We start from the raw sequence: 13,640 nt of genomic DNA on the forward strand, positions 1-13,640 counted from the left end.
CACCGCGTGTGACTCGCTGCTGATCGGCGACAAGTGCGGCGCGCATACCGTGCCGTATATCGAGGCCAAGAATTCCTCGGCGCTGTTCGAGCACGAGGCGACCACGTCGAAGATCTCCGAGGACATGCTGTTCTACTGCGTGCAGCGCGGCCTGTCGCAGGAGGAAGCGGTGGCGCTGGTCGTCAACGGTTTCGTCAAGGACGTGCTGCAACAATTACCGATGGAGTTTGCGGTCGAGGCCCAGAAGCTGATCTCGATCTCGCTGGAAGGAAGTGTCGGATGACCGCGTTGCTCGAAGTCAAAGGCCTTAAGGTTCAGGTGGAAGATAACGAGATCCTGCATGGTCTCGATCTCACCGTGAATCCGGGTGAAGTTCACGCCATCATGGGGCCAAACGGCTCCGGCAAGTCGACTCTGAGTCACGTGATTGCTGGCAAGCCCGGTTATGACGTGACCGCAGGCGAAATTCTGTTCAGAGGTGAAGACCTGCTGGAAATGTCGGCGGACAAGCGCGCCGCCAAGGGCGTGTTCCTGGCGTTCCAGTATCCCGTGGAAATTCCCGGGGTCACCACCATGAACTTCCTGCGCACGGCGCTGAATTCCCAGCGCAAGGCGCGGGGCGAAGCCGAGTTGCTGGTGCCGGATTTTCTCAAGAAGGTGCGCGAAGTCGCCGGCTCGCTGAACATCCCGATGGATATGCTTAAGCGCGGCGTCAATGTCGGCTTCTCCGGCGGCGAGAAGAAGCGCAACGAAGTACTGCAGATGGCGCTGTTCCAGCCGAGCCTGTGCATTCTCGACGAAATGGATTCCGGCCTCGACATCGACGCATTGCGCGTCGCGGCTGACGGCGTCAACGCGCTGCGCTCGAAGGAGCGCGCGATGGTCGTTATCACGCATTACCAGCGCTTGCTGAACTACATTGTGCCCGACTTCGTCCATGTCATGTCGAAGGGACGCGTTGTGAAGAGCGGCGGCAAGGATCTGGCGCTGGAGCTGGAGAAGTCCGGCTATGCCCAGTTCGAAGACAAGGCAGCGTGAGTGAGCATCGTGATGAACGTTGCATTGGCCAAATCGACGACGGGGCAGCCGTTCAACGAGCTGTTTGCTGCTGCGCGCGGCCGTCTGCCGGGCACGGGGCCGGTCGCTGAACTGCGGCAGAAGGCGTTCGATGATTTCGCGCGTCTTGGTCTGCCGTACCGGCGCATCGAGGAGTGGAAATATACCGACCTGCGCGCCCTGTTGCGTGAGGTTGCACCGCTTGCGCCCGCGCCGGATCAGGCCGCACTCGCCCGCGCGGCCAAGGCTGTGAAGCTGCTGGGTATTGAGAATACGCAAAAACTCGTTCTGGTCGACGGCACGTTCGCACCGCAGCTTTCAGACATTGGTTCGTTTCAGGCCGGCGTCGGCATCCGTACCCTGCGCGAGATCCTTGAAGACAGCAGCAACAAGGCGCGCGGCGATCTGTTGCAAACAAGCATCGCATCTGACGCAATGATTTCGCTGAATGCAGCGCTCGCGACGGACGGTGTTGTGATCGATATCGCGGAAGGCGTGACGCTCGCAAAGCCGCTTCACATCGTTCATGTGGCCACGAGCACCGGAACGTCGCTCGTTACGCGCTCTCTGGTGAAAATCGAGAAGGACGCGCGCGTCAATCTCGTAGAGAGCTTCGTTGCCGCTGATGGAACGAAGGCCTACCAGACCCACGATTCTGTGGTGATCTGGATCGGCGATGGCGCGGAGCTTCAGCACGTCCGCCTGATGGAGGATGCGCTCGACGCTGCCAACATCACGACCGGCGTTTTCACGATCGGCGCCAAGGCTAAGCTCAACACGTTCAACCTGACCAACGGCGGCAGCGTCAGCCGTTATCAGGGCTTCATCGCGTTTGCGGGCGAGGACAGCGAACTCACCACCAATGGCGTCAACCTGCTCGGTGCCCGCCGTCACGGCGACACCACGCTGGTGGTCGATCACGCGGTGCCGAATTGCTCCAGCCGCGAAGTGTTCCGCGCAGTGCTCGATGATCGGGCTCATTCGGTATTCCAGGGCCGCATCATTGTGCGCCCCGATGCGCAGAAGACCGACGGCAAGATGATGACGCGTGCGTTGCTGCTGTCCGACGAGGCTGAAGCTGACAACAAGCCGGAACTCGAGATCTTCGCGGACGACGTGACCTGCGGTCACGGCGCCACCACTGGCGCGCTCGACGAGAGTCTGTTGTTCTATCTGCGCGCGCGCGGTCTACCCGAAAAGGAAGCTCAGGCACTTCTGATCGCGGCTTTCGTCGGCGAGGCTATTGAATCCATCGTTGACGACAACCTACGCGAGTTTGCGGTTGCGGCGGCCGAGCGATGGCTGGCGACGCGAGGCTGACCATGCATCCTGCAGTCGCCAATGGTTCATACGATGTGGAGCGTGTCCGTCAGGACTTTCCGGCGCTGGCGCTAAAAGTCTATGGCAAGCCTCTGGTCTATCTCGACAACGCGGCCTCAGCGCAGAAGCCGACCGCCGTGCTCGACCGCATGACGGAGGCCTATAAGTCTGAATACGCCAATGTGCATCGCGGGCTGCATTATCTCGCCAATGCGGCGACGGATTCCTATGAGGGCGGCCGTACCAAGGTTGCGCATTTCATCAATGCGATGCGCAATGAGGAGATCATCTTCACCCGCAACGCCACGGAGGCGATCAACCTTGTTGCGTCGTCCTGGGGCGAGCCGAACCTGAAAGCGGGCGACGAAATCGTGCTCTCGATCATGGAGCACCACTCGAACATCGTGCCGTGGCACTTCCTGCGCGAACGGCATGGCGTTGTCATCAAGTGGGCTCCGGTCGATGATGAAGGCAATTTCCTGATCGACGAATTCGAGAAATTGCTGACCGCGAAGACCAAACTGGTCGCCATCACGCAGATGTCCAACGCTCTTGGCACCATCGTCCCGGTCAAGGATGTGGTGAAGATCGCGCATGCGCGCGGCATTCCCGTGCTGGTCGACGGCAGCCAGGGCGCGGTGCATCTGAACGTCGATGTGCAGGACATCGACTGCGATTTCTATGTCTTCACCGGCCACAAGGTATACGGGCCAACCGGCATCGGCGTGCTCTACGCTAAGTACGATCATCTGATGGCGATGCGTCCCTATAACGGTGGCGGCGAGATGATTCGCGAGGTCGCGCAGGACTGGGTGACCTACGGCGATCCGCCGCACAAGTTCGAGGCGGGAACTCCGGCCATCGTCGAGTCGATCGGGCTGGGCGCCGCGATCGATTACGTCAATTCCATCGGCAAGGATCGTATCGCCAAGCACGAGAACGATTTGCTGAGCTACGCCACCGAGCGGCTGCGCGAGATCAATTCGCTGCGGATCATCGGCACGGCGAAGGGCAAGGGGCCGGTGATCTCTTTCGAAATGAAGGGCGCGCACCCGCATGATATCGCGACCGTAATCGACCGGGGCGGCATCGCGGTCCGGGCAGGCACCCATTGCGTGATGCCGCTTCTGGAACGATTCAACGTGACGGCGACGTGCCGCGCCTCATTCGGCATGTATAATACGCGGGCTGAAGTCGACCAGCTGGCGCAGGCGCTCATCAAGGCGCGGGAGCTATTCTCATGAACGACACCATCCAGGCGACTGAACCGGTCGCCCTGAAATTCGATACTCAGTCGGCCCTTCCTCCCGAGGAAACCGAGCGGCTCGGCACGGACATCGTCGCAGCTCTCAAGACGGTTTTCGATCCGGAAATTCCGGCTGACATCTATGAGCTCGGCCTGATCTACAAGGTCGACATCAAGGACGACCGTTCGGTGGACGTGCAGATGACGTTGACCACGCCGAATTGCCCGGCCGCCGGGGAACTGCCGACTATGGTGGAGAATGCCGTGGCGAGCGTGCCAGGCGTGGGCCCTGTCAGCGTTGCCGTCGTGTGGGAGCCGACATGGACCCCGGACCGGATGTCCGACGAGGCGCGCCTCGTCCTCAATATGTGGTGAACTTGTAGAAATCGATTCGGCATCTCATCTGACACTCAGGGCAGCCTTGAACTGCTACGGGAAGTGACCAAATGACCAACATGACGCCAAATGCATCTACGCCATCCAAGCCGAAAGTTCGTCCTCGTCCGCAGGTCATGCGGCTGACGGAGGCTGCGGCTTCGCGCGTCAAGGAATTGTCGTCGCGCGCAGATTCCGAAATCGTCGGGCTTCGCGTCGGGATCAAGAACGGCGGCTGCGCCGGTCAGTCCTACACCGTCGAGTACGCGCATGAAGTGCGCCCCACCGACGAAGTGGTCGAAGACAAGGGCGTGAAGGTTCTGGTCGATCCGAAGGCCGTGCTGTTCCTGCTTGGCACCGAGATGGACTACAAGGCCGACAAGATGCAGGCGCAGTTCATCTTCAACAATCCCAACCAGGTTAGCGCGTGCGGTTGTGGCGAATCTGTGCAACTGACGCCCGCCAAGATCGACGGCTGACCGGTTCAGTCCAGCTTTTTAGTTTCGCGTATTCTGATCGCAAAGCCGGCGCCCACTTTTGCGGAATACGCGTATGGACCGCGACTATCTCATCGAACTTTTCTCCGACTTCGGTCCCGTCGTGCTGCGGCGGATGTTCAGTGGCTACGGCATCGTCGCAGACGGCGTGAACTTCGCCATGGCGCTGCGCGCCGCCATCATCTTCAGGGTCGATGATCTGACGGTTTCTCGCTACGACGCCGAAGACGCGCAGCCGTTTCAGTACGAAACCCGCAACAAGACGATCGTCGTGAAGTCCTACCGGCACCTGCCGGAACGGCTCTACGATGATCCCGAAGAATTGGCGGTCTGGGCACGCGAGGCCGTGGAAGCGGCGAAGCGCGCAGCGGCGAAAAAGAAGCCGAAGATGAAGGCGGATAGGCCTCAATCCAAGGGGCAGAAAGCTGCCTCGGTCAGGGGCATATCCAACAAGGTCAAATCCGGAACGGCCAAAGCCAAAGCTGCCAAGCCAAAGACGATCACACCGAAAAGGCGGGCGTCAAAAGCCAGCGGCAGCAAGAAGACAATTCGGAAAAAGAGCCGGACAACGCGTCAGGCGACCTGAATGCGGTCGACCGGTGAGAACTCCGGATCGGCCTCGCAAATGACGCGGTTGCGGCCGTTGCGTTTTGCGGCATAGAGGCACGCGTCGGCGCGCTCGATCAGCCTGTCGCGATCGTCGCCGGGTTGCAGCATTGAAACCCCGACGGAAATGGTGACACGGCCGAGAATTTCGCCGGTCGATTTCTTCTTCAACTGCTTCGACATCACGGCCCGGCGGATATTGTCTGCCACCGTCAGCGCTTGGCGCAGCGCCGTGTTCGGCAGCACCACGGCGAATTCCTCGCCGCCGTAGCGCGCGGTGATGTCCTGGCCCTTGATCGTCTGCTTCAGCGAGAGTGCAACAAGGCGAAGCACCTGATCGCCGGTGAGATGACCGTAGTTGTCGTTGAACGATTTGAAATGATCGATGTCGAGCATCAGCAGGGTCAACGGCTCGCTGCTTTCGGCTGCATGCGCGATCGCTCCATCGATGGCACGATCGAAGAACTTGCGGTTGCCAAGCGAGGTGAGGGGGTCGGTCAGGCTCTCGTTGCGAATGGCATCGAGACTGTGCTGAAGACTGCTAATCTGCTGCTTGGATGTGGCGAGGCGCGCTTCCAGCGCCTTGTTGGTTTCCTGCATCTCCCGCGTCGAGGCCACCAGCGCCTCGACCACGGCCTTAACCTGATCGCGGTCTCTGGCGCTGGAGAGTCTCTGGGTCGCTCCTTCGAGACTCCGCCCGAATGTGGAAGTCATGCCCAGCGCGTCCGTGATGAGACTCATCACGTCGTCGATTTCGTTGATCACGCGCGTACCGACCGTGTCGATGCGCTCCGTGGTCCGGTTCTGGGAAAGATAGGTCTCGTAGATCTGTTCGAGATCGCTTTCGGCCAGCTTGCCGTTGCGCGCCAGCGTCTCATTGATGATCTTGTTGAGGGCGGAGTTGTAGCCCGTCGCGTAGATGTACCATATCTCGTAATTCCGCGGGACGGCGGTTTGCCGCAAAGATCGAATCTGACCCAATGCGACTTCGGCGAACGCCATGGTGCGTTCATATTCTTCCAGCAGGCCGATCACGTTCCGTGCCCTTCAAGCAGGCTTCTGCCTGCCATTTCAGCGAAATAGCTAAAATAATTTGGGGCACGTTAAGGGACGAGAATGAACGACCCGTAAACAGGGAACGGGCCGCACAATTGGAGATCAACCGCGGGCGCGAACCGGCCGGAGCAGGAATGCCGGAAGGTGCGAGTGATCGCCGGGCTCGGTGTGCTGTTCGCGGACGGGCGGCATGGCGCGGCCGATCGAGGGCGCTTGCGGTGCCACCGGCTTCTCGGCAGCTTCGGGTTTCCGCGGCTTGTTGCGACCACCGCGCGCACGTTGTGCATCGCGGCGGGGCTTGCGCTCTTCCGGCGATCGTTCGGCGTGCGGCTGGCGCGTGGGAAGCGGCGTTTCTTCATTGCCGGCGACGGGAGTGACCTCGGCGCGGGCGATAGGTTGGCCGATCAGCTTCTCAATGGCGACGACCGACTTTTGATCCGCGGGGCTGACGATTGAAATCGCGGTCCCAAGGCGTCCGGCACGGCCGGTGCGGCCGATGCGGTGAACGTAGTCATCCGGATGATGGGGAACGTCGAAATTGAAGACGTGGCTGACCTCGGGAATGTCGAGGCCGCGGGCTGCGACGTCGGAAGCGACCAGCAGCGGGAGTTCGCCCTTGCGGAATTGATCCAGGGAGGCGGTTCGCGCCGATTGGTCCATGTCGCCATGCAGAGCGCCAACGCTGAAACCGTGTTTTTGCAGCGATTTATAGACGACCGCGACGTCACGCTTGCGGTTGCAGAAGATGATCGCGTTCTTGAGATCCTTGGCATCCCGCAGCAACTGCCGGAGCATTTCGCGCTTCTCGTGCGGCTCGCGGCCGACGGCCACTTGCGATTGGGTCACGGTGACGGCGGTGGAGGCCGGCTTCGAGACTTCGACCTTGACCGGATTGTGCAGGAAGGTCTCGGTGATGCGGCGGATTTCCGGCGGCATCGTCGCCGTGAAGAACAGCGTTTGGCGGGTAAACGGAACGAGTTTGCAGATACGTTCGATGTCGGGAATGAAGCCCATGTCGAGCATGCGGTCGGCTTCGTCGATCACCAGCAGTTCGACGCCAGTGAGAAGCAATCCGCCGCGCTCGGTGTGATCGAGCAGCCGTCCCGGGGTGGCGATCAGGACGTCGACACCGCGCATCAGCTTGGTGTCCTGGTCGCCGAACGAGACGCCGCCGATCAGCAGGGCGACATTGAGCTTCTGGCCGGAGCCGTATTTGTCGAAGTTTTCCTTCACCTGGGCTGCTAGTTCGCGCGTTGGTTCAAGGATGAGGGTGCGCGGCATGCGCGCTCGTGCCCGACCCTTTTCCAGCAGCGTCAGCATGGGAAGCACGAAAGCCGCGGTCTTGCCGGTGCCGGTCTGGGCGATGCCGAGCACGTCGCGCCGGGCGAGAACGTGAGGGATCGCTTGTTCCTGGATGGGGGTAGGGGTGGTGTAGCCGGTGGCCGCAACGGCGGCGAGAACCTTGTCGGACAGGCCGAGATTGGAAAAGGACATTGAGCCTCGAGTCGAAATCGCCGTTCTGACTCTGGAAATTGCTGTCGCGCTCACCCCGGAACGGCACGCTTTAAGGGCACGGGGAGGAGAAATTGCCGACGGCTGCTGGCCAGGAGATCGCGTTTCGATTCTGGCCGCGTTGCAGCGGAACATAGGCCCGATCCCGCGAAAGTCAATGAATTTGAGGCATAAACGCAGGAAAAACCTTAATACGACAATAAGTTGAAGGGCTTTTGGCCTGTCGGCGAGGCCGTGGTGAACCGCCTTCATGTCCCGGACGACTATGACATACTGATCGCCGGGAACCGGGCCTTTGCTCGCTGGCGACCCCGGGGGACATGACGATGATCACGCTTCGGATCAGGACATTGCTATTCCTCGGCCTTGCCGCGCTGACGACGGCGCTAGCTGCGCCCGCGCACGCGGAAAAGCGTGTGGCGCTGGTGATCGGCAACAACGACTACCGTAACGTGCCCCGCTTGCAGAAAGCAGTGAACGACGCACGCACCATGACCGATGCACTGAAGCAGCTCGGCTTCAAGGTGCTGTTTGCCGAAAACCAGACCCGTGCGGCGTTCAGCGAGACCATGCTGGCGTTCGACAAGATCGTGGAGCCGGGCGACACGGCGTTTTTCTTTTTTGCGGGGCACGGATTTGAAATCAACGGCCAGAACTATCTGCTGCCGACGGACATCGCCGCGGTCACGCAAGGCCAGGAGGAGTTGATCCGGGATGGCGCATTCGCGGCCGAGCGTGTGATCTCCCGGCTTCAAGAGCGTGGCGCACGGACATCCATTCTTGTGTTCGACGCCTGCCGCAACAATCCGTTTGAGGCGACCGGGACGCGCGCGCTGGGCGGCAGCGGAGGCCTTGCGCCGATCTCCCCGCCGGAAGGCGTGTTCGTGATCTTTTCCGCTGGCGCCAAGCAGACGGCGCTGGATCGCCTCAACGATAATGACCCCAATCCCAATTCGGTGTTCACCCGCAGCTTCGTGCGCGAACTGGCCCAGCCCGGCCTCAATCTAGTGCAGATTGCCAAGCGCACCCAGTCGGATGTGCGCCAGATGACATCTGCGGCCAGCCGGATGCAGACGCCGGCCTACTACGATCAGATCGTGGGCGACCTAGTCTTGAAGCCTGCTAAGGACGGCGAGCGCGCCATCGCGGTCGAACCCCAGGTCGTGGCGCTGACAATCGCGCCGCCACCGCCGATCATCAACGATTCCGGCAACGCGCCCATTGCGAGCTTCATGCGCCATAACGGCGGATGGTCGATTGCGTTCTCGATCGCCGATCCAGCGCTGGCGATTTCCTGGCGGCTCGGTGAGAGCGGCGAGTTCAAGGAAACCGGCTTCACCGATGCGCTCGATCCGCGCACCAGGCGGCGGATGCCGAATCCGTCAATCGAATTGCCGAACGATGCGCCGGCCGCGACTATTCAGGTCCGTTACGTTGATCCGACCGGCCAGATGCAGGGGCCATTTCCGATCAAGTTCGATCCCGAGGCGGCGCTGATCGCCAGCCATCGCAAGCTGCTGGACATGACCTCGAATAGCTGGCTGGCGTTCGGCGGCTACAGCGGGCCGCTGGTCTATTACTCGCAGATATTGTCCTACCGCTGTGCGATCCGGGAAATGCGCGTCGGCATCGACACCACGGTACCGAACCAGGTGGTCAAGATTCCGCCATGCAATCCGAAAGACCCGTCGGCGATCCCGGAAAACGCGGCGTCCTACATGAAAATCCCGGCGACGACGCGATCCGTTTCAGTCGAACTGACCTATCAGGACGGCAGCCTGTCGGAGATCAAGAACTTCCGGCGATAAGGATACCGCGGTACCGGGTCCGACCGCTGATCACGTGTCTTGATCAGGCTGGAACGTAAGCTCACACGTCCAGTAGGTCCTCGTTGGCGAATTCCGCCTTGTCGGAGATGAAGGCAAAACGGGCTTCGGCCTTGGTGCCCATCAAACGCTCGACGGAGTCAGCCGTGCCCTCGCGGTCGTCCGCCAGCAGCACCACGCGCAGCATGGTGCGCTTGGTGGGATCCATCGTGGTTTCCTTCAACTGCGCCGGCATCATCTCGCCGAGGCCTTTGAAGCGGCCGATCTCGACCTTGGCGTTGGCGTGGAATTCCTTCTTGAGCAGTTCGTCGCGGTGCTTCTCGTCGCGGGCGTAGAACGTCTTTGCGCCGTGGGTGAGACGATACAGCGGCGGCACCGCGAGATAGAGGTGACCCTCGTCGATCAGGCGCGGCATTTGCCGGTAAAAGAACGTGATGAGCAGCGAGGCAATATGCGCGCCGTCCACGTCCGCGTCGGTCATGATGATGATGCGCGAGTAGCGCAAATCTTCTTCCCGGTATTGCGCGCCGGTGCCGGCACCGATGGCCTGAATGAGATCGGAGAGCTGTGCGTTGGCGGTCAGCTTTTCCTTGGTGGCCGATGCGACGTTGAGAATCTTTCCGCGCAGGGGAAGGATCGCCTGTGTCTTGCGGTCCCGAGCTTGTTTGGCGCTGCCGCCTGCGGAATCGCCTTCGACAATGAAGAGCTCGGAGCCTTCGGTCGCGCTGTTGGTGCAATCTGCGAGTTTGCCGGGCAGCCTCAGCTTCTTCACGGCGGTCTTGCGGGAGGTTTCTTTTTCGGCGCGGCGGCGCAGCCGTTCATCGGCGCGTTCGACGACGAATTCCAGCAGCTTGTTCGCCTGAACCGGATTGCCGGTCAGCCAGTGATCGAACGGGTCCTTGATGGCCTGTTCGACAATCCTCTGGGCCTCTGCGGTCGCCAGCCGGTCCTTCGTCTGGCCCTGGAACTCCGGTTCGCGCACGAATACCGAAAGCATCGCGGCGGCGCCGACCATGACGTCTTCGGACGTGATCGATGTGGCTTTCTTGCCCTGGCCGATGCGCTCCTCATAGTCCTTTAGACCGCGCAGCAACGCGCTTCGGAAGCCCGCTTCGTGCGTGCCGCCATCCGGCGTCGGCACCGTATTGGTGTAGGACGAAAGAAACCCGTCGGCATCGGCGGTCCACGCCACTGCCCATTCGCACGCGCCGTGCGCGCCGTTGCGGCCGGACTTGCCGGAGAAGATATCCGGATGCACCAGCGTGTCAGCATGAATAGCCGCCGCAAGGTAGTCCTTCAGACCGCCGGGGAAATGGAACGTGGCATCGGGTGGAACGTCTTCGACGCCCTTGAGTAGTTCCGGATCGCAGCGCCAGCGGATTTCAACGCCGCCGAACAGATAGGCTTTCGAGCGCGCCATTTTGAACAGACGCTGCGGCTTGAACTGCGCCTTGGCGCCGAAAATCTCGCTGTCGGGTTTGAACCGGATACTGGTGCCGCGGCGATTGTTGATCTTGCCGAGTTCTTCGAGCTTGCCCTTCGGCTTGCCGCGCTCGAACGTCATTCTGTAGAGCTGCTGATTGCGCGCGACCTCGACCACCAGCAGCGAGGAGAGGGCGTTCACCACCGACACGCCAACGCCATGCAGTCCGCCGGAGGTCTCATAGACCTTGGAGTCGAATTTTCCGCCCGCGTGCAGCGTGCACATGATGATTTCGAGGGCGGATTTCTTCGGAAATTTCGGATGCGGATCGACCGGAATGCCGCGGCCGTTATCGACGACGGTCAGATAACCATCTGCGCCGAGATGCACCTCGATGAAAGTGGCGTGTCCGGCAAGTGCTTCATCCATCGAGTTGTCGATGACTTCCGCGAACAGGTGATGCAGCGCCTTCTCGTCGGTGCCGCCGATATACATGCCGGGGCGTCGGCGCACGGGCTCCAGCCCTTCCAGCACCTCGATGTCCCGCGCGGTGTAGCCCGCTTCCGCGCCCGAGGGACGGGCCGCGGATTTCGCGGCTGCGCGTGGCTTTCGGTCCGACGAGGCGAAAAGGTCCCGGCCACCCTGCGAGGTGTCGGATATTTTGTCTTTATTTTTCAATGGCTTCCGCATAGGTCTTAAATCTTGATCGATCGTGATCGGTGGACGAATCGCTGGCTGTTACTATGCCACGGTTGGGGCGGTAAATGTGACGCAGGAGGTTCCCGGACACGAGGGCGATGGGCCGTGGTATCGGGAACGGGGGGCCGGCGCGACTCAATAAAATAAGCCGGGATTGGGATATCTATGACTTTTGAAGATATGACCCGCGGGATCGCGGAATTCGTCCGCGATCATCAGATGTGGGCGATGCCGGTCGTCTTTGCCCTGGCTTTCGCGGAATCGCTGGCTTTTCTGTCGCTGATTATTCCAGCTTGGGGAGCGCTGGTTTCGATTGGCGCGCTGATTGGTGTCAGCGGCATCAATTTCTGGCCGATCTGGATTGCGGGCGGGCTCGGAGCAGCCTGCGGTGACTGGCTGTCGTACTGGATCGGCGTCAGATTCCACGATCGGATCGCCCACATGTGGCCGATGTCGAGCTTTCCCGACATGCTGCCGCGGGCGGAACGGTTCATGAAAAAATGGGGAGTTCTCGGCATTTTCATCGGCCGCTTTTCAGGACCGCTGCGCGCGACCGTGCCGCTTGTCGCGGGCGTTGTCGAAATGCCGTACTGGCATTTTCAGTTCGCGAACTTTACGTCGGCGTTCCTGTGGGCCGGTATCCTGATGGCGCCCGGAATCCTTGGCGTCAAATTGCTGATGTAACGGCAGGCTTTCAAACTCATCGTGATCGGGAATAGGCAGCGCGTCACGGTGTTAAAGTGGCGCGCTGTTCATGCGCGCTACGCTGAGAATGACTTGCAACAAAGCACCAACAAATAGCGGCAACAATCTGGGTCTAGGTTCAACAGACCTCATGTACCGGGAGAATTTTCATGGCACTGACACGACGTCACGCGCTGGCTGGCGCTGCTGCTCTCGCGGCCGCTCCGTTGATGCCGGGGCTTCCCGCGAAAGCCGCGGCTCCTATTGCCGGCAAGCAGAACGCCAGCTTCTATCGCTATAAGGTCGGCGATGCCGAAGTGACGGTGATTTCGGATGGTGCGACGACTTTCCCGCTGGGCGATAGTTTCGTTCTCAATGCCAAGAAGGACGAGGTCAATGCCGCGCTCGAGAAGGCTTTCCGTCCGCGCGACAAGATGACCATCAACTTCGGACCGCTGGTGATCAACACGGGCGGCAAGCTGGTGGTGGTTGATACCGGCAACGGTCCGGCAGCCTTTGCGTCGAGCAAGGGCGCTGTCGGCCAGTTCGCCTCCAACATGACGGCCGCCGGGATCGATCCCAAGGCCATCGACGTGGTGGTGATCTCCCATTTTCACGGCGATCACGTGAACGGCCTATTGACCGCCGACAACCAGCTTGCGTTTCCTAATGCCGAAGTTCTGGTGCCCGCGGTCGAGTGGAAATACTGGATGGATGACGGCGAGATGAGCCGCGCATCGGGCGACCGCATGGTCGGTCTGTTCAAGAACAACCGCCGGGTATTCGAAACGGGACTGAACAAGAAGGTCACGCCCTATGAATGGGGCAAGGAGGTCGCGCCGGGAATGCTGGCCGTGGAATCCATCGGGCATACCCCGGGGCACACGTCTTATGTGCTGTCATCCGGCGCGGACAAGGTCTTCATCCAGTCCGACGTGACCAACGATCCCGATCTGTTTGCCCGCAATCCCGGTTGGCACCTGATGTTCGATCAGGATCCGGCGCAGGCCGAGATCACGCGGCGTAAGGTCTATGACATGATCGCTGCCGAGAAACTGAGCGTGCAGGGCTTCCACTATCCGTTCCCCGGTCTCGCTCACCTCGAAAAGGATGGCTCCGGCTATCGCTGGATTCCGGCGCCCTGGAAACCGGTCATCTAGGATCTCATCGACAGTGACATGATCGGATGTGACTTGACGGGTCATGGGCGCGGACCTATATCCGCGCCCATGACTGGCGCATTCACCATCCTGTTTTCTAGCCGCCGCCGCGCTTTCGCGGTATGGGCGGCTGAACGCGTTTGATCGTCGTCAATGCCGCCGGATAGGGTCCGCGGCACC

13 protein-coding genes are annotated in these 13,640 nt (G+C 60.8%); 10 read left to right on the top strand and 3 right to left on the bottom strand.

Going from position 1 to position 13,640, the window contains the following annotated elements; genetic code table 11:
* The 7 genes from LVY71_RS11905 to LVY71_RS11935 form a co-directional block, all read left to right on the top strand.
* The coding region (locus tag LVY71_RS11905; RefSeq protein ID WP_235100103.1) for a SufD family Fe-S cluster assembly protein at positions 1-283 on the top strand (283 nt) is incomplete at its 5' end.
* Positions 280-1,038, top strand: a complete 759-nt coding sequence (sufC, locus tag LVY71_RS11910) for a Fe-S cluster assembly ATPase SufC (RefSeq protein ID WP_235100104.1) — start codon at positions 280-282, stop codon at positions 1,036-1,038. The genes LVY71_RS11905 and sufC, both read left to right, overlap by 4 nt.
* A 12-nt stretch (positions 1,039-1,050) precedes the next feature.
* Entirely contained in the window at positions 1,051-2,376 is a 1,326-nt protein-coding gene (gene sufD, locus LVY71_RS11915; RefSeq protein WP_235100105.1) for a Fe-S cluster assembly protein SufD, read from the top strand.
* Between the two features lie 2 nt (positions 2,377-2,378).
* Positions 2,379-3,620, top strand: a complete 1,242-nt coding sequence (locus LVY71_RS11920; RefSeq protein WP_235100106.1) for a cysteine desulfurase — start codon at positions 2,379-2,381, stop codon at positions 3,618-3,620.
* Positions 3,617-3,997 (top strand): SUF system Fe-S cluster assembly protein, encoded by a 381-nt coding sequence (locus tag LVY71_RS11925; protein WP_235100107.1) that lies wholly within the window; start codon positions 3,617-3,619, stop codon positions 3,995-3,997. Before LVY71_RS11920 ends, LVY71_RS11925 begins: the two co-directional genes overlap by 4 nt.
* A 71-nt stretch (positions 3,998-4,068) precedes the next feature.
* On the top strand, positions 4,069-4,476 hold the full coding sequence (locus tag LVY71_RS11930) for a HesB/IscA family protein (RefSeq protein ID WP_235100108.1): 408 nt from the start codon (positions 4,069-4,071) through the stop codon (positions 4,474-4,476).
* Positions 4,477-4,549: 73 nt separating this feature from the next.
* Complete coding sequence (locus LVY71_RS11935; RefSeq protein WP_235100109.1) at positions 4,550-5,080, top strand: TfoX/Sxy family protein; 531 nt, start codon at positions 4,550-4,552, stop codon at positions 5,078-5,080.
* Here LVY71_RS11935 and LVY71_RS11940 read toward each other — a convergent pair.
* Positions 5,068-6,135, bottom strand: a complete 1,068-nt coding sequence (locus tag LVY71_RS11940) for a GGDEF domain-containing protein (RefSeq protein WP_235100110.1) — start codon at positions 6,133-6,135, stop codon at positions 5,068-5,070. The two genes, LVY71_RS11935 and LVY71_RS11940, sit on opposite strands and share 13 nt — an antisense overlap.
* A 123-nt stretch (positions 6,136-6,258) precedes the next feature.
* Positions 6,259-7,650 (bottom strand): DEAD/DEAH box helicase, encoded by a 1,392-nt coding sequence (locus LVY71_RS11945; RefSeq protein ID WP_235100111.1) that lies wholly within the window; start codon positions 7,648-7,650, stop codon positions 6,259-6,261.
* Between the two features lie 344 nt (positions 7,651-7,994).
* Between LVY71_RS11945 and LVY71_RS11950 the strand changes: the two genes are divergently transcribed.
* Entirely contained in the window at positions 7,995-9,476 is a 1,482-nt protein-coding gene (locus LVY71_RS11950) for a caspase family protein (protein ID WP_235100112.1), read from the top strand.
* 61 nt (positions 9,477-9,537) lie between these two features.
* Here LVY71_RS11950 and parE read toward each other — a convergent pair whose 3' ends face one another.
* The gene (gene parE / locus LVY71_RS11955) at positions 9,538-11,607 is read right to left on the bottom strand and encodes a DNA topoisomerase IV subunit B (RefSeq protein ID WP_235100113.1); all 2,070 of its coding nucleotides are present in this window, start codon (positions 11,605-11,607) and stop codon (positions 9,538-9,540) included.
* Positions 11,608-11,781: 174 nt separating this feature from the next.
* Here parE and LVY71_RS11960 point away from each other — a divergent pair, with 174 nt between their 5' ends.
* Positions 11,782-12,300 (top strand): DedA family protein, encoded by a 519-nt coding sequence (locus LVY71_RS11960; RefSeq protein WP_235100114.1) that lies wholly within the window; start codon positions 11,782-11,784, stop codon positions 12,298-12,300.
* Between the two features lie 170 nt (positions 12,301-12,470).
* Entirely contained in the window at positions 12,471-13,460 is a 990-nt protein-coding gene (locus tag LVY71_RS11965; protein WP_235100115.1) for an MBL fold metallo-hydrolase, read from the top strand.
* Positions 13,461-13,640: the final 180 nt, after the last annotated feature.

It is taken from the genome of Bradyrhizobium sp. G127 (assembly GCF_021502575.1).
Lineage (GTDB): Bacteria > Pseudomonadota > Alphaproteobacteria > Rhizobiales > Xanthobacteraceae > Afipia.